Source organism: Streptomyces sp. C10-9-1 (assembly GCF_024497955.1).
Lineage (GTDB): Bacteria > Actinomycetota > Actinomycetes > Streptomycetales > Streptomycetaceae > Streptomyces > Streptomyces sanyensis.
The window spans coordinates 19,063-41,921 of sequence record NZ_JANHKP010000009.1 but is presented as its reverse complement, the minus strand read 5'-3'; the positions used below and the strand labels follow the sequence as shown (position 1 = coordinate 41,921).

At 72.5% G+C, this 22,859-nt stretch carries 21 protein-coding genes and 1 riboswitch; of the genes, 10 read left to right on the top strand and 11 right to left on the bottom strand.

Going from position 1 to position 22,859, the window contains the following annotated elements; genetic code table 11:
* Window positions 1-55: 55 nt before the first annotated feature.
* From NPS70_RS14350 to NPS70_RS14325, 6 genes are all read right to left on the bottom strand, one after another.
* Window positions 56-1,075: a ribonucleotide-diphosphate reductase subunit beta gene (locus tag NPS70_RS14350; protein WP_256524607.1), complete on the bottom strand. Its 1,020-nt coding sequence runs from the start codon at window positions 1,073-1,075 to the stop codon at window positions 56-58.
* A complete protein-coding gene (locus NPS70_RS14345; RefSeq protein WP_256524606.1) occupies window positions 1,075-3,441 on the bottom strand; it encodes a ribonucleoside-diphosphate reductase subunit alpha in 2,367 nt (788 codons plus the stop codon). Before NPS70_RS14345 ends, NPS70_RS14350 begins: the two co-directional genes overlap by 1 nt.
* 160 nt (window positions 3,442-3,601) lie before the next feature.
* A riboswitch (cobalamin riboswitch) is annotated at window positions 3,602-3,678 on the bottom strand.
* Between the two features lie 113 nt (window positions 3,679-3,791).
* Entirely contained in the window at window positions 3,792-4,292 is a 501-nt protein-coding gene (locus tag NPS70_RS14340) for a GNAT family N-acetyltransferase (protein WP_256524831.1), read from the bottom strand.
* Between the two features lie 93 nt (window positions 4,293-4,385).
* Complete coding sequence (mctP, locus tag NPS70_RS14335) at window positions 4,386-6,020, bottom strand: monocarboxylate uptake permease MctP (RefSeq protein ID WP_256524605.1); 1,635 nt, start codon at window positions 6,018-6,020, stop codon at window positions 4,386-4,388.
* Window positions 6,017-6,298 (bottom strand): DUF3311 domain-containing protein, encoded by a 282-nt coding sequence (locus tag NPS70_RS14330; RefSeq protein WP_256524604.1) that lies wholly within the window; start codon window positions 6,296-6,298, stop codon window positions 6,017-6,019. Before NPS70_RS14330 ends, mctP begins: the two co-directional genes overlap by 4 nt.
* Window positions 6,299-6,459: 161 nt before the next feature.
* Window positions 6,460-7,446, bottom strand: a complete 987-nt coding sequence (locus NPS70_RS14325; protein WP_256524603.1) for a helix-turn-helix transcriptional regulator — start codon at window positions 7,444-7,446, stop codon at window positions 6,460-6,462.
* A gap of 210 nt (window positions 7,447-7,656) precedes the next feature.
* Between NPS70_RS14325 and NPS70_RS14320 the strand changes: the two genes are divergently transcribed.
* Complete coding sequence (locus tag NPS70_RS14320) at window positions 7,657-8,595, top strand: aldo/keto reductase (RefSeq protein ID WP_256524602.1); 939 nt, start codon at window positions 7,657-7,659, stop codon at window positions 8,593-8,595.
* Window positions 8,596-8,632: 37 nt separating this feature from the next.
* Here NPS70_RS14320 and NPS70_RS14315 read toward each other — a convergent pair whose 3' ends face one another.
* Window positions 8,633-9,790 (bottom strand): endonuclease/exonuclease/phosphatase family protein, encoded by a 1,158-nt coding sequence (locus NPS70_RS14315; RefSeq protein WP_256524601.1) that lies wholly within the window; start codon window positions 9,788-9,790, stop codon window positions 8,633-8,635.
* 168 nt (window positions 9,791-9,958) lie between these two features.
* Here NPS70_RS14315 and NPS70_RS14310 point away from each other — a divergent pair, with 168 nt between their 5' ends.
* From NPS70_RS14310 to NPS70_RS14280, 7 genes are read left to right on the top strand one after another with little or no spacing between them, the layout of a single operon-like run.
* Complete coding sequence (locus NPS70_RS14310; protein WP_256524600.1) at window positions 9,959-10,957, top strand: glycosyltransferase family 2 protein; 999 nt, start codon at window positions 9,959-9,961, stop codon at window positions 10,955-10,957.
* Window positions 10,954-12,093, top strand: coding sequence for a lysylphosphatidylglycerol synthase domain-containing protein (locus NPS70_RS14305; RefSeq protein WP_256524599.1), 1,140 nt, complete (start codon window positions 10,954-10,956; stop codon window positions 12,091-12,093). Before NPS70_RS14310 ends, NPS70_RS14305 begins: the two co-directional genes overlap by 4 nt.
* The gene (locus tag NPS70_RS14300) at window positions 12,044-13,480 is read left to right on the top strand and encodes an aspartate aminotransferase family protein (protein WP_256524598.1); all 1,437 of its coding nucleotides are present in this window, start codon (window positions 12,044-12,046) and stop codon (window positions 13,478-13,480) included. Before NPS70_RS14305 ends, NPS70_RS14300 begins: the two co-directional genes overlap by 50 nt.
* On the top strand, window positions 13,474-14,499 hold the full coding sequence (locus NPS70_RS14295) for an NAD-dependent epimerase/dehydratase family protein (protein ID WP_256524597.1): 1,026 nt from the start codon (window positions 13,474-13,476) through the stop codon (window positions 14,497-14,499). Before NPS70_RS14300 ends, NPS70_RS14295 begins: the two co-directional genes overlap by 7 nt.
* A gap of 11 nt (window positions 14,500-14,510) precedes the next feature.
* Window positions 14,511-15,404 (top strand): UbiA prenyltransferase family protein, encoded by an 894-nt coding sequence (locus tag NPS70_RS14290; RefSeq protein ID WP_256524596.1) that lies wholly within the window; start codon window positions 14,511-14,513, stop codon window positions 15,402-15,404.
* Window positions 15,405-15,442: 38 nt separating this feature from the next.
* Window positions 15,443-16,450: a glycosyltransferase gene (locus NPS70_RS14285; RefSeq protein ID WP_256524595.1), complete on the top strand. Its 1,008-nt coding sequence runs from the start codon at window positions 15,443-15,445 to the stop codon at window positions 16,448-16,450.
* Window positions 16,447-17,649 carry an endonuclease/exonuclease/phosphatase family protein gene (locus tag NPS70_RS14280; RefSeq protein ID WP_256524594.1) on the top strand — a complete coding sequence of 401 codons (1,203 nt, stop codon included), beginning with the start codon at window positions 16,447-16,449 and terminating at the stop codon, window positions 17,647-17,649. The genes NPS70_RS14285 and NPS70_RS14280 overlap by 4 nt, the downstream gene beginning before the upstream one ends.
* Before the next feature lie 66 nt (window positions 17,650-17,715).
* Here the strand turns inward: NPS70_RS14280 and NPS70_RS14275 are convergent, their stop codons facing one another.
* The 4 genes from NPS70_RS14275 to NPS70_RS14260 form a co-directional block, all read right to left on the bottom strand.
* Window positions 17,716-18,465 (bottom strand): AfsR/SARP family transcriptional regulator, encoded by a 750-nt coding sequence (locus NPS70_RS14275; protein ID WP_256524593.1) that lies wholly within the window; start codon window positions 18,463-18,465, stop codon window positions 17,716-17,718.
* A 56-nt stretch (window positions 18,466-18,521) separates the two neighbouring features.
* Window positions 18,522-18,692 (bottom strand): hypothetical protein, encoded by a 171-nt coding sequence (locus tag NPS70_RS14270; protein ID WP_256524592.1) that lies wholly within the window; start codon window positions 18,690-18,692, stop codon window positions 18,522-18,524.
* A 141-nt stretch (window positions 18,693-18,833) separates the two neighbouring features.
* Entirely contained in the window at window positions 18,834-19,037 is a 204-nt protein-coding gene (locus tag NPS70_RS14265; protein WP_256524591.1) for a hypothetical protein, read from the bottom strand.
* Window positions 19,038-19,348: 311 nt separating this feature from the next.
* Complete coding sequence (locus NPS70_RS14260; protein ID WP_256524590.1) at window positions 19,349-20,113, bottom strand: GntR family transcriptional regulator; 765 nt, start codon at window positions 20,111-20,113, stop codon at window positions 19,349-19,351.
* Window positions 20,114-20,397: 284 nt separating this feature from the next.
* Between NPS70_RS14260 and NPS70_RS14255 the strand changes: the two genes are divergently transcribed.
* Together NPS70_RS14255 and NPS70_RS14250 are read left to right on the top strand one after the other, a co-directional pair.
* Window positions 20,398-21,684, top strand: a complete 1,287-nt coding sequence (locus NPS70_RS14255) for an extracellular solute-binding protein (protein WP_256524589.1) — start codon at window positions 20,398-20,400, stop codon at window positions 21,682-21,684.
* 151 nt (window positions 21,685-21,835) lie between these two features.
* On the top strand, window positions 21,836-22,852 hold the full coding sequence (locus NPS70_RS14250) for a carbohydrate ABC transporter permease (protein ID WP_256524588.1): 1,017 nt from the start codon (window positions 21,836-21,838) through the stop codon (window positions 22,850-22,852).
* Window positions 22,853-22,859 lie beyond the last annotated feature (7 nt).

The following is a 22,859-nucleotide window of genomic DNA, read 5'->3' as shown; positions in this document are numbered from 1 at the left end:
GGCGGCCCGCGCCTCCCCCCGTGGGAGGCGCGGGCCGCCGCGGCGGGGGACCGGATCAGAAGTCGTCGTCGAAGCCGACGGTGCCCTCCACCGCCACCTGGTAGGCGGACGGGCGGCGCTCGAAGAAGTTGGTCAGCTCCTGGACGCCCTGGAGTTCCATGAAGGAGAACGGGTTCTGCGAGCCGTACACCGGGGCGAAGCCGAGCCGCACCAGCCGCTGGTCGGCCACGCACTCCAGGTACTCGCGCATCGACTCGGTGTTCATGCCCGGCAGCCCGTCCCCGCACAGGTCGCGGCCGAACTGCAGCTCCGCCTCGACGGCCTCCTTGAGCATGTCGGTGACCTGCTGGCGGAGGGAGTCGTCGAAGAGCTCCGGCTCCTCCTTGCGGACGGTGTCCACGACCTCGAAGGCGAAGTTCATGTGCATCGTCTCGTCGCGGAACACCCAGTTGGTGCCGGTGGCCAGGCCGTGCAGAAGACCGCGCGAGCGGAACCAGTACACGTAGGCGAAGGCACCGTAGAAGAACAGGCCCTCGATGCACGCCGCGAAGCAGATCAGGTTCAGCAGGAAGCGGCGGCGGTCCTCCTGGGTCCGGAGGCTGTCGACCTCCTCGACGTGGTCCATCCAGCGGAAGCAGAACTGCGCCTTCTCCCGGATGGAGGGGATGTTCTCCACGGCGGCGAAGGCCGCGGCCCGGTCCTCTGGATCGGGGAGGTAGGTGTCGAGGAGCGTCAGGTAGAACTGGACGTGCACGGCCTCCTCGAACAGCTGGCGCGAGAGGTACAGGCGCGCCTCGGGGGAGTTGATGTGCTTGTACAGCGTCAGCACGAGGTTGTTCGCCACGATCGAGTCGCCCGTCGCGAAGAAGGCGACCAGCCGGCCGATCAGGTGCTGCTCCGCCGGGGTCAGCTTGCCCAGGTCGGTGACGTCGGAGTGGAGGTCGACCTCCTCCACCGTCCAGGTGTTCTTGATCGCGTCGCGGTAGCGCTCGTAGAAGTCCGGATAGCGCATGGGGCGCAGGGTCAGCTCGAAGCCCGGGTCGAGCAGGTTCTTCGTGGTGCCGGGGGTGGACATTACTGGCAGGCCTCGCAGGACTCGGGGTTTTCCAGGGAGCAGGCGACGGCGTCGGGGTCGGCGGTCTGCTGGACGGGGACGGCGGCGCGCGCCGCACGGGCGATGCGGGTGGCCGGACGGGAACGCAGGTAGTAGGTGGTCTTCAGACCCTGCTTCCAGGCGTAGGCGTACATCGAGGAGAGCTTGCCGATCGTCGGCGTCTCCAGGAACAGGTTCAGCGACTGGCTCTGGTCCAGGAACGGCGTACGGGCCGCCGCCATGTCGATCAGGCCGCGCTGCGGGATCTCCCACGCCGTGCGGTACAGCGCCCGGACGTCCTCCGGCACCCAGGTGAAGCCCTGGACCGAGCCGTTCGACTCGCGCAGCGCCTCACGGGTCTGCGCGTCCCACACGCCCAGCCGCTTCAGGTCCTCCACCAGGTAGGTGTTCACCTGGAGGAACTCGCCCGACAGCGTCTCGCGCTTGAAGAGGTTGGAGACCTGGGGCTCGATGCACTCGTAGACGCCGGCGATGGAGGCGATCGTCGCCGTCGGCGCGATGGCCAGCAGCAGCGAGTTGCGCATCCCCTTCTCCGCGATCCGCGCGCGCAGCGCCTCCCAGCGCTCCGGCCAGTTCAGCTCGGTGCCGTAGTGGTCGGGGTGCAGCACACCGCGCGCGGTGCGGGTCTCGGACCAGGCGGGCAGCGGGCCGTTGCGCTCGGCCAGGTCGCAGGACGCCTCGTAGGCCGCGAGCATGATGCGCTCGGCGATCCTCGTGGACAGCGCCCGGGCCTCGGGCGAGTCGAAGGGCAGCCGCAGCCGGAAGAACACGTCCTGCAGGCCCATGGCGCCCAGGCCCACCGGCCGCCAGCGGGCGTTGGAGCGTCCCGCCTGCTCGGTCGGGTAGAAGTTGATGTCCACGACCCGGTCGAGGAAGGTGACGGCGGTGCGGACGGCGGCGTCCAGGCGCTCCCAGTCCACGTCCCCGGCCGCGGTGTCGACGAACGCGCCGAGGTTGACCGAGCCGAGGTTGCAGACGGCGGTCTCGCCGTCGTCGGTGACCTCCAGGATCTCGGTGCACAGGTTCGAGGAGTGCACCACGCGCCCCGGCTCGGCCGTCTGGTTGGCGGTGCGGTTGGAGGCGTCCTTGAACGTCATCCAGCCGTTGCCGGTCTGCGCGAGGGTGCGCATCATCCGGCCGTACAGCTCCCGCGCCGGGAGGGTGCGGCGGGCCAGCCCCGCGGCCTCCGCCCGGCGGTAGGCGGCGTCGAAGTCCGCACCCCACAGGTCCACCAGCTCGGGCACGTCGGAGGGGGAGAACAGCGACCACTCGGCGTCGGCCTCGACCCGGCGCATGAACTCGTCCGGGATCCAGTGCGCGAGGTTGAGGTTGTGGGTGCGCCGCGCGTCCTCGCCGGTGTTGTCGCGCAGTTCCAGGAACTCCTCGACGTCCGCGTGCCAGGTCTCCAGGTAGATCGCGGCCGCGCCCTTGCGCCGGCCGCCCTGGTTCACCGCGGCCACCGAGGCGTCCAGGGTCTTCAGGAACGGCACGATCCCGTTGGAGTGCCCGTTGGTGCCCCGGATCAGGGAACCGCGGGCGCGGATGCGGGAGTAGGGCAGCCCGATGCCGCCGGCGTGCTTCGACAGCCGGGCGACCTGGTGGTAGCGCTCGTAGATCGAGTCCAGCTCGTCCAGCGGCGAGTCCAGCAGGTAGCAGGAGGACATCTGCGGGTGCCGGGTGCCGGAGTTGAACAGGGTGGGGGAGGACGGCAGGTAGTCCAGGCGGCTCATCAGCCCGTAGAGCGCCGCGACCTCGTCCACCGCGCGGGCCTCCCCCTCGGGGGAGTCCGTCGCCTCGGCGAGCCCCGCGGCGACGCGGAGCATGAAGAACTGGGGCGTCTCGATGACGTTCCGGGTGATGGGGTGCCGCAGCAGGTACCGGCTGTAGAGGGTGCGCAGACCGAAGTAGCCGAAGCGGTCGTCGGCCGCGGGGTCGGCCAGTGCGTCCAGCCGGGCGGCGTGGCGCGCGGCGAACGCAGCGGTGCCGTCGGCGATCAGCCCCTCGCGGTGGCCGACCGCGACCGAGGCGGAGAAGGAGACCGAGCCCTCCCCGGCCGCCTCCTCGGCGATGCTCAGGGTGAGCAGCCGTGCCGCCAGCCGGGAGTAGGCCGGGTCCTCGGAGATCAGGCCGGCGGCGGCCTCGGTGGCGAGCGAGCGGAGCTCGGCCTCGTCCGATCCCGCGTGTCGCCCGCGCAGCGCGGCGGCCGCCACCCTGCCGGGGTCGGTGTCGGGCAGATCCGCGGTCAGGTCCGTGAGGACCCGCAGCAGCGCGGTCCCGGGTCCGTCGTTCCGCGTCTCTGAGACCGGATCGGCTGGCGCGATGGTCACGTGGTGCTCTCCCTCGCTCGGCACGGGGCCAGGCGGCGGAGGAAGAGGCCGCGCATGCGGGCCCGCGCGTGCGGGCAGGGGTGCACGGCGTCCACCGGCCCAACCGCGAGGCCCGGACGTCTGGGCGCCCGGAGCGGTCGCACCGGGCGCACCGTCGGCAGGTCCTCGGACTCGCGGGCAGGCAGGGCCTGCCGCGCACACCGTTGCGGGACAGTCCCGGAGTCCCACCGGATTCCCCTGCGACGACAGCGGGATGAGCATACATGTGGGGGGCGGCTTGCTGCGCCACCCCCACATGTTGTGTCTGCCCGGCAGAGGGGGCCGGGCCGGCCCGTGCGGGGCGCCGGTGCTCAGAGCTCCAGCGCGTAGGTGAGCAGGGGCACCGCGGGGATCGGGGTCCAGTCCCGCTTGGGGGTGCGTACGAAGCCCAGGCGCTCGTACATCCGCTGCGCCGGGCGCATGGCGTGCTGGGTCGACAGGACCAGCCGCACGCATCCGGGAACGGACCTCGCACGGGCGACACAGGTGCGCACCAGCGCCTCGCCCACCCCGCGCCCGCGGGCCTCCTCGGCGACCGCGAGGGTCCGGAACTCCGCCTCGCCGGGGCGGGCGATGTCGGCGTAGGGGCCGCCCGCGGGGACGAAGGCGACACCGCCGAGCAGGCGGCCGTCCCCGTCCACGGCCACGTAGACCTCGCTCTGCGCAGCCCGGCCCGCGACGTCCCGCAGGACCTCCAGATAGGGGTCCCGCTCGCCGAAGTCGAGCAGCCCGCCGTCGAGGTACGCCCGTGCGGTCAGTTCTCCCAGTGCGGTGAACTCCCGTGGTTCGACGCGCCTGATGGTGATGTCCATGCAGTCCATGCAGGGCAGTGTGCATCACCGGAACGGCCGAGGGCCGCCGCGTCCCCGGTGGGAGGCGGCGGCCCTCGGCCGGGCCCGCGGCGGTCAGTGGCCGCCGGGTGCGCCCGCCGTGGCCGGCGGCAGCTTCGCCGCGACACCCGGGTCGCCGGCGTCCGCGGTGTAGTCGGAGGGGCTCGTCTCGTCGACGCCGTCGGGAGCCTTGAGCGCCCGCAGCACCAGGGTCAGGACCACGGTGACCGCGATGTTGAGGACGAAGGCAGTGAGGCCGATGTAGCCGATCTCGCCGATTCCGGGGATCGCGGCGGAGGAGCCGCCGAAGTGCTTCTGGGTGGGGCTCGCGACGCCGTAGGCGGCCGCCGTGCCGTAGACCATGCCCACCGCCCAGCCGCCGATCAGCGCCCAGCGGTGGAACCAGCGGGTGAACAGGCCGCCCACCAGGGCGGGGAAGGTCTGGAGGATCCAGATGCCGCCCAGGAGCTGGAAGTTGATCGCCACGGTCTTGTCCATGGTGAGGACGAAGGCCAGCGCGCCCACCTTGACCAGCAGCGAGACCAGCTTGGAGACCTTGGTCTCCTGCGCGGGGGTCGCGTCGGGCCGCAGGAAGTCCTTGTAGATGTTGCGGGTGAAGAGGTTGGCCGCGGCGATGGACATGATCGCGGCCGGGACCAGGGCGCCGATGCCGATGGCGGCGAAGGCGACCCCCGCGAACCAGGCGGGGAACATGTTCTCGAAGAGCTGGGGGATGGCCAGCTGGCCGTTGGCCACGTTGACCCCGGCGGCGATGGCCATGAAGCCGAGGAGCGCGAGCAGCCCCAGCATCAGCGAGTACAGCGGCAGGATCGTGGTGTTGCGCCGGATCACCTCGCGGCTGCGCGAGGAGAGGGTCGCGGTGATCGAGTGGGGGTACATGAAGAGCGCCAGCGCCGAGCCGAGTGCCAGCGTGGCGTAGCCCCAGTGGCCCGCCTCGCCGGGCACCAGGGAGCCCACGGGCTTGCCGGTGTCCTCGTTCACCTGGGAGAACTTCTCCCCGGCCGCGGAGAAGATGGCGTCGAAACCGCCCAGCTTGATGGGGATGTAGATGATCGCCACGGCGATGACCAGGTAGATCAGGGTGTCCTTGACGAAGGCGATCAGCGCCGGGGCGCGCAGCCCCGAGGAGTACGTGTAGGCGGCGAGCACACCGAAGGCGACCAGCAGCGGGAGGTCCTTGACGAACCAGTGGGTGCTCTCGCCCCCGCCGACGCCCATCACGTCCAGCACCGCCTGGATGCCGACGAGCTGGAGTGCGATGTACGGCATGGTGGCCAGGATGCCGGTGAGGGCCACCGCGAGCGACAGGCCCTTGGAGCCGTAGCGGCCGCGGACGAAGTCGGAGGTGGTGACGTAGCCGTGCCGGTGGGAGACCGACCACAGGCGGGGCAGGAAGGTGAAGATCAGCGGGTAGACCAGGATGGTGTAGGGCACGGCGAAGAAGCCGGCCGCCCCGGCCGCGTAGATGGCCGCGGGCACGGCCACGAAGGTGTAGGCCGTGTAGAGGTCGCCGCCCAGCAGGAACCAGGTGACCCAGGTGCCGAAGGACCGTCCGCCCAGGCCCCATTCGTCGAGGCTGTTCTCGTTCTCCGCCTTGCGCCAGCGTGCGGCGAGGAAGCCCATCACCGTGACGAGGACGAAGAAGAAGACGAAGACGGCGAGTGCCACGCCGTTGACGCCGTCGTTCACCGGGACGCACCCCCCGTGCGTGCGCGCTGGTCGCGGCGCCACAGCGTGTAGGCCACCATGGTCAGCCCGGTCGAGATCACGACCCAGGCCATCTGGTACCAGTAGAAGAACGGCAGGCCGAAGAGCTCGGGGTCCGTCTTCGCGTAGGACCCGACCCAGAGCATCGCCACGAAGGGCGCGGCCAGGCAGAGGCCGATGACCACGCGGACCGGGGTGACGGCGGGCGGGCTCGCTTCGGGTGCTGCGGGCGCGTCCGGCGCCCCGGGTTCTGTCGACATCGGGTCCGTTCCCCTCACTGGTCACACGGTTCACCTGGTGTAACGCGCAGGAAATCTAGGGGACCCGTGCCCCGTGCGGAACCCCGGTCCGGGTAACGGACAGGTGACGACCGTTCAGCGCACGGTGACGACCGTTCGGCGCGCCGGAGCGACCGCTCGTCTCAGAGCCAACCCTCCTTCGCGGCCCGCACCCCGGCCTCGAACCGGCTGCGCGCCCCCAGGCGGGACATCAGCTCGGAGCTCATCCGCCGGACGGTCCGCAGGGAGACGCCGAGCCTGCGCGCGGCGATCTCGTCGGTGCTGCCGATCCCCAGGAGCAGCAGGAGCTCGCGTTCCTGGGGTGAGAGGTCGTGCGCGTCGCGCCGGGGTGTCTCGCCGAAGGGGGTGCCGGACTCCCAGAGGTGCTCGAAGAGCACCACCAGGGCGCTGACCAGGCCGCCGCTGCGGACCTCCAGCGCCCCCGCGCGTCCGTCGCGGGGGTCCATGGGCACCAGGGCGGCCTTGCGGTCGACGATCACCATCAGCATGGGGACGACCGGGACCGTGCGCGCGGCGCCGCCGAGGCCGCAGTACCAGCGGACGTACTCCAGGGTGGGCGGGTCGTTGCGGAAGCTCTCCTGGTACAGGGAGCGGATGCGCACCCCCCGGGCGAGGGCCAGTTCGTCCAGCGGCTGGCTGGCGTCCATGGTGTCGGGGAGCTGGGCGCCGCCGGGGAGCAGCGAGAGGCATTCCGTGCGGGCCGTGGCGGCCAGGGACTCCAGCCGCTCGCGGACGGCGTCCACGCCGCGGATGCGGTCGACGACGTCATGGCGGGCGGCCCGGTCGCACCCCTCGGGGAAGGTGGCGAGAATCTGCTCCACCGTCCGCTCGGCGAGCTCCACCTGCCGCCTGCGGCGGCTCAGTTCGGCCTCGGCCCGGGCGAGCAGGAAGGAGAAGCCGACCTCCGGGTTGAAGGGGGCGACCTCGTCGGCGTCCTCGCCGCCCATGGCCACCAGCTTCGCCTCGGCGAGGTGGGCGAGGGCGGAACGTACGTCCTGCTCGGGCCAGTCGAGGTGGCGGGCCATGCCGTCCACCCCCAACTCGGGCCTCTGGAGCATCAGCCGGTAGACCGTCTCCGCCGACTGCCGTATCCCCAGCGCCTCCAGCATGCGTCCCCCCGGAGCGTGCGTCGTTCTTCCATGACCGTGCGTGGTGCGGCGTGCAGATGCTGCGATGCTATGCCGGATGGCCGATTCAGGACTAGACCAATTCTGCACATCGGACGGAGCCGCGGGATTGCCGGAAACCGCCCTCCCGGACGCCCTGGTGATCCAAGATGGTCTAGTCCAAAGACGACTCATCCGAGGAGGACCGCGTCCATGGCAGTCCCGCAGCGCACCATCGCCCTTGGCACCCTTCCCTTCGGCACCACCGTCGACGAGGCCACCTCGTTCGCGGTGCTCGACCGCTTCGCGGAACTGGGCGGCACGGTGATCGACACGGCCAACAATTACGCGTTCTGGGTGGACGGCGGTACGGGCGACGAGAGCGAGGCGGTCATCGGCCGCTGGATGGCCGAGCGCCGCAACCGGGACGACCTGGTGGTCGCCACCAAGGCCGGCGCCCGCCCCGCCGTCCCCGGCACGGGCCTGGAGAACGCCGAGGGCCTGTCGGGCAAGGCCCTCCGCGCGGCGGCTGAGGCCAGCCTGCGGCGGCTCGGCACCGACCGGGTCGACCTGTACTGGACCCACATCGAGGACCGCTCGGTCGACCCCGCCGAGACCGTGGCCGCCCTGGCCGACCTCGTCGACGCCGGCAAGGCCCGGGAACTGGGCGTCAGCAACCATGCCGTGTGGCGGGTCGAGCGGGCCCGGGCCCTGGCGGGCGAGCGCCCGCGCTACGGCCACCTCCAGTACCGGTACTCCTACCTCCAGCCCCGCCTGGACATGCCGCTCCCCTCCTCCGCCCACGTCCACGTCACCGGCGAACTCCTGGACTACGTGCGCTCCGAGGGCGACCTGCGCCTGTGGGTCTACAGCGCCCTGCTGGCCGGCGGCTACACGCGCTCCGACGTCGAGGTCCCCGGCGCCTACGACCACCCCGGCACCCCGCCCCGGCTCGCCGCGCTGCGCACCGTGGCGGACGAACTCGGGGCGACCGTCAACCAGGTGGTGCTGGCCTGGCTGCTGGACAGCGACCCGCCGGTCCTGCCGGTCGTCGGCGCCAGCGGCGTGGCGCAGGTCGAGGAGGCCATGGGCGCCCTGTCGCTCTCCCTCGACGCGGACCAGCGCCGCCGCCTGGACGAGGCGGGCCGCTGACCCGCCGGGCGCGGGGGCATGCGGCCCCCGCGCCCGCTCACCCGTCCGGAGCGCCGTCCGCAGAGGAGACCAGCAGCTCCTGCCCCCGGTGGTCGGACAGCCCTTCGGGCGGGACGAAGGCGTAGCGGTGGACCGCGAGCCTCCCGCCGGTGAACGTCCAGTCCAGCCGCCACAGCGCCGGCCCGTCGGCGTCCCAGGTGCCGGGGAGCAGGCCCGAGGAGGCCGGCAGCGCGTCCCGGAAGGCCGACCGCAGCCCGCGCAGATCGCCCATGGCCGGGGTGGTGTTGAAGTCCCCGGAGATCAGCACCGGGTTCCGGTTGGCCCGGGCGTCCTCCAGCAGGGCCTCGTAGTGCTCCCGCCGCTGAGCGTCCCGGTCGCGGACCACCCGGTAGAAGCCCCCGCTCAGCACGGAGCGGTGGACGTCCAGCTGCACCGGGACGTGCACGTTGTAGAACGACACCACCGTGCCGCCCACGTCGATGTCGGTGCGCAGCACCTTGCCCCGCTCGAAGCGCTCGGCCCAGCCGCTGCGCGGGGTCAGTTCCCGTGCCCGCCCCACCGGCGGCACCGCCACCACCGGACGGCGCGACAGCGTGACCAGCTCGCCCAGCACGACCACGCGGTACCCGGGGAACTCCGCACGCAGCCGGGCCAGCCGGTCCACGGGGGCCGGCTCGCCGTCCCGCCAGGCCAGGTACTCCTGGAGCAGGTAGACATCGGCGTCCCGGGAGGCGAGGAAGCGGTAAAAGGCGCCCGGGTCGTCGGTGGTGTCCCAGTACAGCGTGTTCCACGAGAACACCTTCAGGGCGCCCGGCGGTGCGGGGTCCGGACCGCCGCCGGGCACCAGGGCGCCCCAGTGCAGCCCGGCCCTCGGCACACCCGCCAGCAGCACCACGACGAGCAGGGGCACCAGCCGGCTGCGCGCGCCCCGTGCGAGGGGGAGCAGGCACAGCGCGAGCAGGACCAGCGGCACCGCGGCGAACAGCGGGGGAGGCGTCAGATCGGCCAGCAGCCAGGGCCACCACCGCCCGCTCAGCAGGTGCCCCAGCACCGTGAACACCCCCCAGACAACGGAGGCGGCGACGAGCACGCGCAGCCCGGTGCGCCGCCGCCGGCGGGGCACGGGCGGCACCTCGCCGGCCGGCCGGGCGGACGGGCGGGCGCCGAGCACGGCGGGGCCGGGGGGACGGGGCATGGGCACCTCTCGCAGGGGGCGCGGGGGAGGAGACCGGGACATCCCGGCCGGGAACGACAGCAGCCGGCAAGGGCTTCTCCATGCACCGTAGTTGACCCGTCCGGCGCAGTCGGCCGGGCGATACGCCGGTGATATCCGGCCAATACGCGGGCCCGGTGGACTGGTCCCATGACGCACACCGTGTCGGTCGTCATACCGGCCTACAACTCCGCCCGCACCCTGGACGCCTGCCTGCGGTCCGTCTACGCCCAGACCCACCCCGTGCACCAGGTCCTCGTCGTCGACGACGCGAGCACGGACACCACCGCGCAGATCGCGCGGCGCCACCCCTGCACGCTCATCCGCAGCCCCGTCAACAGGGGCGTCTCCGCGGCGCGGAACACCGGCATCGCCGCGGCCACGGGCGAGGTGCTGTTCTTCCTCGACTCCGACGAGGCACTCACCCCCGACTCGGTGGCCAACGCCCTGGAGATCCTCGCCGCCGACCCCGGCTGCGGCTGCGTGCACGGGGTGATCGCCCCCGAACCGCTCTTCGACGACGGGCCCGTCGAGCACTACAAGGTCCTCCACGCCTACTGGTGGCGAGCACGCGGCGCGGGGGCCGTGGAGACCGCCTTCTTCGCCCAGGCAGCCGTGCCCCGCGGTGTGTTCGAGCACCTCGGAGGCTTCGACGAGTCGCTGAGGGACTCGGAGGACCTGGAGTTCAGCGACCGGCTGGCCCCCCACTACCGGATCGTGCTCACCGAGCGGGTGATGGCACGCCACGACGAGGAGCACCGCCTCGGCCCGCTCCTCGCCGAGACCTACCGGCGCGCGCTCCTGCTGGTGCCCGCCCTGCTGTCCGCGCGCCGCGGCGGGCGCAGCAACCTGACGGCCAACAGCCCCGCCTCGGTACTGGCCGCCGCCGGGCTGTTCGCCGCGCTGCCGTGGGGTCTCGCCCTGCCCTGGCTGCCCGCCGCGGGGCTCGCCGCCTTCTGCCTCGCCAACCTCGGGCTGCTGCGCTTCGCCGCCCGTCGCCGCGGAGCCGGGTTCGTCCCGTTCTTCGCCGCCGTGCACCTGCTCAACCACGCCGCGCTGCTGGCCGGAGCCGCCGTGGGCGGCCTGCGGGCCGCCCTGCGGCCGCGCACGGCGGCGCGCTCCGGAGCCGGAAGGGCGGTGGCCCGGTGACGATCGACCGGCTCCGCAGGATCCTGACCCCGGTCATCGTGGTCGCCGCCCTGGTCGGCGTGTACCTGGTGGTGCGGGGCGAGGGCCCCGAGGCCGCCCGCTCCTTCGCCCGTGCCGAGGCGGTGCCCCTGCTGGCCGCCTCCCTCGCCGCGAACGTCGCCGGACTGGTGCTCGCCGTGCACGCCTGGCGGGTGCTGCTCCCCGGCGACCACCCGATCCGCGGCCTGTACGCGGCCAAGGTCTACTTCCTCGGCCAGCTCAGCAAGTACGTGCCCGGACGCGTCTGGGGCGTCCTCACCCATGTGGCGCACGGCCGCGCGGTGGGCGTCCCCGGCTCCCAGATGACCTCGGCGTATGTGCTGAGCCTGGCGCTGACCCTGCTCACCGGTGCGGCCGTCAGCCTCGCGGCGGCCCCCGTGGCACTGCCCGGGCACTGGATGTGGTTGTGCCTGCCCGCGCTGTTCTTCCTCGCCGCCACCCTCCGGCCCGCCCTGGTCACCCGGCCCGTCGCCGCGGCCGCCCGGCTGGCCAGACGGCCCGTGGCCACGCCCCCGGACGGCGCGGTCCGCCGGGCGGTGCTCCTCGCGGTCGCCTCCTGGACGGCCTCCGGCCTGCACCTGTGGTTCCTGGTGCTGGCGCTGGGTGCCGGGCCCTGGGCCGGACTGGGCGCCGCCGTCGGCGGTTTCGCCCTCGCGACCGTGGTCAGCAGCCTGGCCCTGATCGTGCCCGACGGCTGGGGTGTCCGGGAGCTGACCATCACCGCCGCCCTCGCCACCGTGCTTCCCGCCGGACCCGCCGCCGCGGCCGCCATCGCCAGCCGCCTGGTCTGCGTGGTCGCCGAGCTCGGCAGCGCCGGCGTCGTCCTCGGCTGGAGCCGGCTGCGGCCCGGTCCGGGGCCCGCCACGCCCGCGGCCACCACCACGCCCACGCCCACCGCCCCGGACACCGGCATGCCCGCGGCCACCACCACGCCCGCGCCCACCGTCCCGGACACGCCCACCGCCCCGGACACCGGCACCGGGACCCCTCCGGACACGGCCCACGCCGACACCGGCACCGCACCCGCCCCACCGCACGGCGACCCGCATGCGCCGCACCGCCTCACCCCCCTGGGAGAAGCCCGTGTACACCCTTGACGAAGCCGAGAACCTCCAGGTCGGCGAGGTCCACGACCTCTACCGCCGCTATGTGAACAAGAGCCAGGTCTCCCTGATGACCTCGTTCGGCTTCGGCCGCGAACTGGTCAGCAGTGCCGAGGGCGCCTACCTGACCCTCTCCGACGGCCGGCGGATCCTCGACATGACCGGCGGCGTGGGCGTGCTGAACCACGGCCACAACCACCCCCGCATCCTCGCCGCCCGGGAGCGCTTCGCCCGCGAGCGGCGGATGGAGGTGCACAAGACCTACTTCTCGCCCTACCTCGCCGCACTCGGCCACAACCTCGCCGAGGTCCTGCCCGGCGACCTCAACATGTCCTTCCTGCCGAACTCGGGAGCGGAGGCCGTCGAGGGGGCGGTCAAGCTCGCGTACAAGTACCACAAGGGACGGCGCTCCACCGTCCTGCGCGCCGACTGCGCCTTCCACGGCAAGCTGCTCGGCTCCGGCGGACTGACCGGGCAGGCGCAGTTCGGCTTCCCGACCATCCCCGGGATCGACACCTTCCGCTACGGCGACCTCGGCTCCGTGAAGCGGGCCGTCGCCGCCCACCCGGACGACGTCTACGCCATCCTGATCGAGCCCTTCAGCGCCTCCACGATCCAGTGGTGCTCCGAGGAGTTCCTGCGGGGGCTGCGCGAGCTGTGCGACCGGGAGAAGATCGTCCTGATCTTCGACGAGATCTACACCGGCTGGGGCAAGACCGGCACCCTCTTCCACTTCATGCGCTACCCGGACCTGATCCCGGACGTGCTCACCACGTCGAAGTCCTTCGGCGGCGGCAAGTCCTCGATCTCGGCCCTCGTCGCCCGCGAGGGCGTGTTCCGCAAGGCGTACGACAACCTCGGCGACGCCCTGCTGCAGTCCACCTCCACCACCTACTACGGGTTCGGCGAGGAGTGCGCCACCGCGCTGGAGGCCGTCAACATCGCCGTCGAGGACGACTACCCGGCCCGCGCGCGGGCCCTGGGAGCCGTCCTGGAACCCGGGCTGGAGCGGATCGCCAAGGAGCACCCCGAGGCCGTCGGCCGGGTGGCGGGCGCCGGGGCCCTGTGGGGCGTGTTCGTCGACGGCGGCCCGCGGGTGCTCGACCTCGTCGCCAAGCTCGCCCCCGGCGGCATGGCCCGCGACCCGCGGTTCAAGACCAAGCTGGTCACCTGCGCGGTGATCAACGCGCTCTACCAGGACCACGGCATCTACGCCTACTACACCCTCAACGGCCTCAACCCGCTGATCATCGGCCCCTCGCTGGTCACCGATCCGGCGGAGGCGGAGCGCACCGTCGACGCGCTCGGCGAGGTCCTCGACCGCGGGCTGTCCCCTCTGGTCGCCCGCTTCATCAAGCAGAAGGTGGGTTCCCAGTGGTGATCACCCTCACCGGCGCGGCCGGCATGCTCGGCTCCCGGCTCGCGGAGCGGCTGCTCGCCGACGGCCACCGGGTGCGCGGAGTCGACCTCCGCCCCGGCCCCGGCGTGGAGTTCACCGGGGACATCCGCGACCGGGACGTCATGGACCGCGCCCTCGACGGCGCCGACGTCCTGGTGCACGCCGCCGCCGCGCTGCCCAGCTACCCCGACGAGCAGATCCGCTCGATCATCGTCGGCGGCACCGAGAACGTCTTCGCCGCGGCCGCCGCCGCCGGCACCCCCCGCGTGGTGCACATCTCCTCCACGGCCGTCTACGGACTGCCGAGCGTGGTGCCCACACCGGAGGAGTACCCCCGGGAACCCGTCGACACCTACAGCCGGGCCAAGGCCGCCGCCGAGGAGGTCGCCGAGCGGTACCGCGCCGAGGGGATGTGCGTCCCGATCCTCCGCCCCAAGACCTTCGTCGGGCCCGGTCGGATGGGCCTGTTCTCGATGCTCTTCGAATGGGCCGAGGAGGGCCGCCACTTCCCCGTCCTCGGCAGGGGCGACGTGCGCATCCAGATGTTCGCCGTCGACGACCTCGTCGACGCCGTGGTCACGGTGATCGCCGCCGAGGACGACGTCGCGAACGACACCTACAACCTCGCCGCCGCGGAGTTCGGCACCCTGCGCGAGGACTTCCAGGCCGTCCTCGACGCCGCGGGCCACGGCAAGCGGGTCGTCGGGCTGCCCGCCCGCCCCGCCCTCGCCGTGCTCAGCGTCCTCCAGCGCGCCCGGCTCTCACCCGTCTACGGGCGGCTGCTGCACAAACTGATGGACGACTCCTACGTGAGCATCGACAAGGCCAAGGCCCGGCTCGGCTTCACCCCGCGGCTGTCCAACGCCGACGCGGTGCTGCGCACCTACCACTGGTGGCGCACCGCGCGCCACGAGGCCCCCGAGGGCGCCCCGGCCTCCGGCCGCACCAGCCGGGACCCCTGGAAGCAGGGCCTGCTGTCCGCCGCGAAGATCTTCTTCTGAGGGGGAGCACCATGACTCAGCTGGGGGAGAAGACCCAGCCCGCGGCGGTCCGCACCAGCCGGCTGCCCGCGCCGCTCGCACTGGTCAGACCCGGCCAGTGGCCGAAGAACCTGCTGGTCGTGCCGCTCCCGCTGCTCGGCGCCGGGTGGCAGCCGGACACCGGACTGCGGGTGGCGCTCGCCACCGCGGCCTTCGTGCTGGCCTCGTCGCTGGTGTACGTGCTCAACGACATCGCGGACGTGGAACGCGACAAGCGCCACCCGGTGAAGCGCCACCGCCCGCTCGCCTCGGGCCGGATGAGCATGGGGTCCGCGGTGACCACCGCCCTGGTGCTGACCGGTCTGCTGGTCCCGGCGCTGGCGGTGCTCGGGACGGGCACCGCCGCCGTGGTCCTGCTCTACCTCGCCGTCAACGGCGCCTACAGCTTCAAGCTCAAACACCTGCCCCTGCTGGACGTGTTCGTGGTCGCCACCGGCTTCGTGCTCCGCCTGCTGGGCGGCTACCAGGCCGGCGGCCGGGCGGTGGAGGTGTGGCTGGTGCTCACCGTCCTCGTCGTCTGCCTGGTCCTCATCCTCGGCAAGCGGCGCCACGAGCTGGGAGTCTCCGGCACCGGGCACCGGCCCGCCCTGGTCGGCTACTCGGCCCACTTCCTCGACCTCGTCCTGGTCCTGTGCTCGGCCCTGACGATGATCGGCTACCTGATGTACCTGCGCACCGAGTCCGGCTTCGGCGACCACGCCCTGCTCACCGTGCCGTGCGCACTCTTCGCCCTGTTCCGCTACCTCCAGGTCGTCGTCGTCGACGGGGGCGGCGGGGAGCCGGTCCGCACCCTGCTCCGGGACCGGACCATGCTCGCCAACTCCTCCGTCTGGGCCGCGCTGCTGCTCGTGCCCGTGCTCGTCTGACGCCCCTCCGCCTCCGCACACCGATCGAGGACATCCCCATGCCCGAACCCCTCGTCTCGGTGGTCGTCCCGATGTACAACGACCGCCGGACCATCGACCTGTGCCTGGAATCGATCCTGGCCCAGACCTACCCGAACATCGAGGTCGTCGTCGTCGACGACGCCAGCACCGACGGCTGCGCCGAGCGGGCCGCGGCCCACCCCGTCCGCCTGGTGCGCGCACCCGAGAACGGGGGCCCAGGCGCCAGCCGGAACCTCGGTGTGCGCTCCACCTCCGGGGAGATCGTCTTCTTTCTCGACGCGGACCTCACCATGCACCCCGACGCCGTCGCCCAGGCCGTGGCCCTGTTCGGGGAGCACCCCTCCTACGGCGCCGTGTTCGGCATACCCGACAAGGAACCGCTGTTCGCGGAGACGCTCGTCGGCCAGTACCGGATCCTCCAGTACCACTACTGGCGCAAGAGCGCCGAGGGGCTCGTCAGCGGCGGCTTCTACGCCCTCGGCGCCGTACGCCGGTCCGCCTTCCTGGACGCCGGGTGGTTCAACCCGGCCCTGCGCCAGACGGAGGAGATCGACCACGCCGAACGGCTCGCCGCGCGGTGGCCGATGCTGCTCACCTCGCGTATCCGCGGGCGCCTGTCCGACGAGAGCAGGATGCGGCCGCTGCTGCGCAAGGCCTTCGTCCGCAGCAGGCTCCGGGTGCCCTTCTACCTGGACCGGGGCCGGGCCATGCAGGGGATGGAGACCGGTGGCCGGGCCGTCGCCTCGCTCCTCGCGGGCGTCGCCGTCGCGGCCCTGCCCCTGGTGCTCCTCACCCCCTGGGCCGCCCTGGTGTCGACGGCCGCCGTGGCCGGGACGGTGCTGGCGGACCTCGGGCAGTACGGCTTCGTCCGCCGCGAGCGGGGAGTGCCCTTCCTCGTCTTCTTCACCGTCGCCCACCTGCTCGTCAACGCCGCCGTCGTGGCCGGACTGGCCCTCGGGCTCGGCCAGTACGCGGTCAGCCGGCGCTTCCGGCGGATGTACCAGCTGCGGGCGGGTGCCGTATGACGGTCCAGCAGGCCGGGCCCGGGGCGGGTACCGCCGCCCCGGCGCCCGCCGTCCGGGAGGAGGGCCGTGCGCGCCGGACCGCCCGCGCGCTGCGCCTGTGGTACGGGCGGCTGCTGCTGGCCGCCGCCGTGCTGTGGCTCGCGTACGCCGTCGTCCGCTGGCAGGTCAGCGGGCGCTGGCACTGGGCGATCCTGCTGGACGCGGCCCCCCCGCTGGCCCTCATGGCGGTCCCCGCCGCGCTGCTGCTCGCCAGCGCCGCGGCGTGCGGGCGGCGTCGCCCCGCCGCGGCCGGGACCGCGGCGGCGGCCCTCGTGCTCGCCCTGCTGACCGGCTCGGGCCTCAACTGGCCGGCGCTCTTCCGCACGGAGGCCGCCGTCCCGCCCGGCGCCCTGAGGGTGGTCTCGCTGAACACGCAGTACTGGGCCGCCGACAGCGGCGAGGACCGCCTCTACGCACTGCTGCACCGCCAGGACGCCGACGTCTACCTACTCCAGGAGCACGTGCGGTGGCAGCCGGGCCTGGGCGAGGACGGCTACCGGCGGCTCGACGACGACGACCGGCTGCGCGAGGAGTTCCCCGGCTACCACGTCGCCCGCCGCGGCGAGCTGCTGACGGTCTCCCGGTTCCCGATCCTCGCCAAACCGCCCGTCGGCCCCGGCGTGGAGCTCGATCGCACGGAGGCACCGCCCTTCGGCACGGTCTTCGCGCGGGACAAGGTGATGCGCACCGACCTCCAGGTCGGAGACCGGGTGCTCAGCGTCTACAACGTCCACATCACCGTGCAGTTGGCGCCCGACAACCTCGCCCTCTTCTCCGGCTTCGACTACGACGCGTACTTCCGCCGCAAGTTCGCCTGGCGCCGGGAGGAGATCAGGGGCCTGGAGGAGGACCTGCGGAGGAACCGCAACCCGGTGGTCATCGCCGGGGACTTCAACGCCACGGCGGCCATGCGCGACCTGGACGGCGTGCGCTCCCTGGCCCGGGACGCCCTGGAGGCGAACACCGACTTCCTGCCCCTGAGCTGGAAGTTCCGTGCGCCGGCGGGCTTCGACTGGGACAGCGTCCTCAACCGGCCGCTGCCCTTCTGGCGGGTGGACTGGGCCTTCACCGCGGGGGACGTCACCGCGCACCGCTACAGCCTGCGGCCCACGGACGGGATCTCCGAACACCGGATGCAGGACCTGTGGATCACCCTGTGACCGGGCAGGGGAACGCAGAAGGTGCCGCACGACGCTGTGCGGCACCGGTGGGGCGGGCGGCGCCGTTCAGGCGCTCCGCCGCCCGCCGAGCAGGATGGCCCGCTCCAGCCCGCTGAGCTCGGGTCCCGGCTCGATCCCCAGCTCCTCCACGAGGGAGCGCCGGATCCGGCGGTACGCGGCCAGGGCCTCCGCCGTCCGGCAGGAGCGCTGGAGGGCCAGCATCAGCTGGCCGTGCAGCCGCTCGCGGAAGGGGTGCTCGGCGGTGAGCGCCATCAGCTCCCCGATCACGTCCTCGTGGCGGCCCAGCTCGATCTCCAGCCGCACCCGCTCCTCCGTCGCCCGGACCCGGTGCTCCTCCAGGCGCCGGACCGCGGGCTGGAGGGCCGCGCTGGTCTGACCGGCCAGTGCGGGGCCCGTCCACAGGGCGAGCGCGGTGCGCAGCACCATCACGGCCTCCGCCCGCCGGCCCTCGCGCGCCAGCGCCCGCGCCCGCTCCACCCGGGTGTCGAAGACGGCGGCGTCCACGGCGTGCGGGGCGAGGCGGAGCCGGTAGCCGAGCGTGTGGGTCTCGATGGCGTCGGGGGCCCCCGCCTCGGCGAAGGCCCGGCGGAGCGCGGACATGCAGATGCGGATCTGGGCGCGGGCGCTGGCGGGCGGCAGACCGTCCCACACGGCGTCGACGAGGCGGTCGGGCCCGACGGCCCGGCCCGCTTCGAGGGCGAGGACGGCGAGGATCGTCTGCGCCCGTCTGCCGCCGAGGCAGACCGGTACGCCGTCGACGGTCGCGCGCAGTGGGCCGAGGATGTGGACGAGCACGGCAGGAGTTCCCCGTTCTCTGTTCGGTGCGTGGTCTTCGGACGTGACCTGCGGGGTCACAGGAGTCGGCAGTCGGATATCAGGTGCCGGTGCAGCTCCGGGGTACCGGCGAGCAGGCGCTGGCAGACGTCCAGCGCCCGCCCGATGGCCTCGATCTCGTCGGGGCCGTCGACGCACAGCGCGACGCGCACGGTGTGCCCCACGACCTGGGCGCGGGCGGTCTCCACCCGGTCCGCCGGGCGCAGGGCCAGGCACAGTGCCTCCCGGACGCGGGGCGCCGCGGGGGCCGTTCCGCCCCGGGGCGCGGAGGCGGTCAGGGAGACGCCGATGAGGAAGATGGCGGGTCCTGGCGGGGCGTGCGCGTGCCCTCAGCCCCACGAGAAGCCGTCGGCCGCGGCGGCGTGCTGCTCTGCCGCGGGCAGGGCCGCCACCACCGCCGGGGCACTCCCGGCGGCCCGGGCGGTGGCGGCGGTGGCGGGCGCGGCCGCCAGGCACAGGCCCGCGGCCAGGACGGCGGTGGCGAGCGGGCCGGCGGCGGGGCGGCGGGAGCAGAGGAGGACGTGGGCGCGCATGGCGGGACACCTCGATCGGTCGCGACGGCGGGGAGGTGCCGGGGGCCGCTCTCGGAGGGCCCTTCCCGGCGGTCCCCAGACTGCTCGATCGCCCGTGCGATGTCAGTGCGCCGCGGGTGGCAGCAACCGTCCGGGTCACTTGGAGCCATCGGCCCGAGGCGACCGCCCGCCCCGCCCACCAGCGCGTTCTCAGGGCCTGTCACCTTGCTGCCGGGAACAAGGTGCCGTGCGGGCCCCGGGGCACCAGCGACGGCGGCGGCCACACCCCCGGCAGGGGTGCGGCCGCCGCCGTCGCCGCGGGCCGGCCCGCGTCAGTCCTGGGGGCGCTGGAGCCGGGCCACGAACTTGTAGCGGTCGCCGCGGTAGACGGACCGCACCCACTCCACCGGTTCGCCCTGGGCGTCCAGCGAGTGGCGGGAGAGCATCAGCATCGGCAGGCCCACGTCCGTGCCGAGCAGCCCGGCCTCGCGGGGGGTCGCCAGCGAGGTCTCGATGGTCTCCTCGGCCTCGGCCAGGCGGACGTCGTACACCTCGGCGAGCGCGGTGTAGAGCGAGGTGTACTTGACCAGGGAGCGGCGCAGCGCGGGAAAGCGCTTCGCCGACAGGTGGGTGGTCTCGATCGCCATCGGCTCGCCGCTCGCCAGCCGGAGCCGTTCGATGCGCAGCACCCGCCCGCCGGTGGAGATGTCCAGCAGGCCCGCCAGCGTGTCGTCGGCCGTGACGTAGCCGATGTCCAGGAGCTGGGAGGTGGGCTCCAGGCCCTGGGCGCGCATGTCCTCGGTGTAGGAGGTGAGCTGGAGCGCCTGGGAGACCTTGGGCTTGGCGACGAAGGTGCCCTTGCCCTGGATGCGCTCCAGGCGACCCTCCACCACCAGTTCCTGGAGTGCCTGGCGTACGGTCGTGCGCGAGGTGTCGAACTCGGCCGCCAGGGTCCGCTCCGGGGGCACGGGGGTGCCCGGGGGCATGGTTTCGGTCATGTCGAGCAGGTGCCGCTTCAACCTGTAGTACTTGGGCACGCGTGCGGTGCGGGCGCTCGTCCCGTTCTCGGCCTCCGTGCCACCCCCGTCCGTGGTCATGGCCCGCCTTTCCGACTGCTGCACTCGTGCCGTCACCGGCTCCTCCGTCTGTAGCGGCTCACATGGTGGCACGTACCGGTCACGGGTCGGCGCCCTCCCTCAGGTGTCGGTCCGATAACGGACGCGACAGCCCTTCTTATACACCCTTGACACCCCAAAAGGTCTAGGCCAAGCTCCGGTTACTGGTCTAAACCACTAGTGACCAAGTCCCAGCCCCACAGGCACTACTCCTTAGGTAAGGCTTCGCGGTGGGCAGGGTTGACAGGCTCCCTGAGGAGGATTGCGTGAAGCGCAGGCTCATCGCGGCGATCGGCGTCGCGGGCATGATGGTCAGCGTCGCGGCGTGCGGTACCGACAGCGGCGACAACGGCGACAGCAGCGCCGGGGGCGAGAAGACCCTCACCGTCTGGGTCATGGACGGCTCCGCTCCCGAGGCCTGGATAGCCGAGGTCAACAAGGAGTTCGAGGCCAAGCACGAGGGCGTCACCGTCAAGGTCGAGACGCAGCAGTGGAACGGCATCCAGGAGAAGGTCACCACCGCCCTCTCCGAGGACACCCCGCCGGACGTCCTGGAGCTCGGCAACACCCAGACCGCCGGCTACGCGGTCACCGGCGGTCTCGCGGACCTCACCGCCGACAAGGACAAGCTCGGCTACGCCGGGTGGAACAAGGGCATGCTGGCCTCGGCCGAGCTGGACGGCAAGCTCTTCTCCGCCCCGTGGTACGCCGCCAACCGTGTCGTCGTCTACGACAAGGCCGCCTTCAAGAAGGCCGGTGTGACCCCGCCGAAGACCCGCGAGGAGTGGATCGACGGCCTGGAGAAGATCAAGAAGTCCGACCCGGACGTCCAGCCGATCTACCTGCCGGGCCAGAGCTGGTACGTCTTCGCCGGCTTCCTGTGGGACGAGGGCGGCGACCTCGCCGTCAAGGACGGCGACACGTGGAAGGGCGCGCTGGCCACCCCGGAGGCCGTGGCCGCCATGAACTTCTACAAGGAGCTGCAGTCCTTCTCCACCGCTCCGCAGGACAAGGACGAGGCGACCCCGCAGCAGTCCACGGACATCGTCCCCAAGGGTGACGTCGCGTCCTGGATCGGCCTCGGCTGGGAGGCCGGCGGCGCGATCACCGCCATCGAGGAGGCCGGCGGCAAGGCCGACTTCGGCTACTTCCCGATCCCGGGCAAGACGGCCGACACGCCCGGCTCCGTCTTCTTCGGCGGCTCGAACCTCGCCATCGCCGAACGCTCGAAGAACAAGGACCTCGCCACCGAGTGGCTGGCCCTCGCCGCCGGCAAGGAGCACATGGCCAAGTACGCCGAGGCCGTCACGGGCTCGCTGCTCCCGAACAACGACTCCGTGCAGTTCAAGCCGGAGGCCGGCTCCTTCGCGGAGGCCATGGGCCTGGCCGCCCCCGTCGGCAAGATCACCCCGGTGACCCCGGGCTGGGTGAACGTCGAGACCGCGCCCAACCCGATCAAGGACTACATGACCAAGGTCCTCAAGGGCACCGACCCGATGAAGGCCGGTGAAGAGGCCGACAAGGTCATCACCGAGCGCGTCAACCAGGAGTAGGTCCACGGCACCCGGTGGTGCGGCCAGGCCCCTGCCGGTCGCACCACCGGGCCCGTGCCGTGACCCGCGCCCTCGGCCGAGGGCGCGGCCCGTGCTCGGCGGGAGCGCGCCCCGCCGGCGCAGCAGCCCCAGAACCGCGAGGAAGAAGACCATGACCGTGGACTCCCAGGGGGCGGTGGACTCCGCCTCCGTCGACACGCCCCGGGGGGCGGCGTCGCAGACTCCACCACCCGCCTCCGGCCCCGGCGAGGCAGTGCCGCCTCCTCGCGGCAGGCGCAGGATGCCCAGCGGGATCCTGCCCTATCTCCTGATCGCCCCGGCCGTCGCCTCGATGGCCGTCCTGCTGCTCTACCCGCTGGTCAAGAACCTGATCCTGTCGCTCCAGCAGCTCAACCGGCGGGAGATGATCACCCGCGAGACGGTCTGGATCGGGGTCGACAACTACACCAAGCTGCTGTCCGACCCGGACTTCTGGAACGTCGTCCTGCGCAGCCTCTTCTTCACCGCGGCCAACGTCGCGCTGATCATGGGGCTCGGCACGCTGATCGGCCTGCTGCTCAACCGCCTCGGCAAGGCGATGAGGCTGACCCTCTCGCTCGCCCTGATGTTCGCCTGGGCCATGCCGATCGTGGCCTCCGTGACGATCTTCCGCTGGCTCTTCGACGAGCAGTTCGGCGTGGTCAACTGGCTGATGCGCACGCTCGGCTTCGCCGGGTACGAGCAGCACAACTGGTTCGAGACGGGCTTCTCCACCCTGGTCATCGTGACCCTGCTGGTGGTCTGGGGCTCGGTCCCGTTCGTGGCACTCAACATGTACGCGGGCCTGACCACCGTCGGCTCCGAGCTGTACGAGGCGGCCAAGATGGACGGCGCGGGCGGCTGGCGGACCTTCTGGTCCGTGGTCTTCCCGAACCTCAAGCCCTTCTTCCTGATCACCACCTTCCTGGAGATCATCTGGGTCTTCAAGGCCTTCGCCCAGGTCTACGCCATGAACCTCGGCGGCCCCGACCGCGGCTCCGAGACCCTCCCCGTCTACGCCTACATCGAGGGCCTCGGACAGCAGCACTACGGCCTTGCCGCCGCGATCTCCATCCTGACGATCGTGATGCTGCTCGCGGCCATGTCCTTCTACTTCCGCCTGATCCTGAAGCAGGAGGAGGAGCAGTGAGCACTCC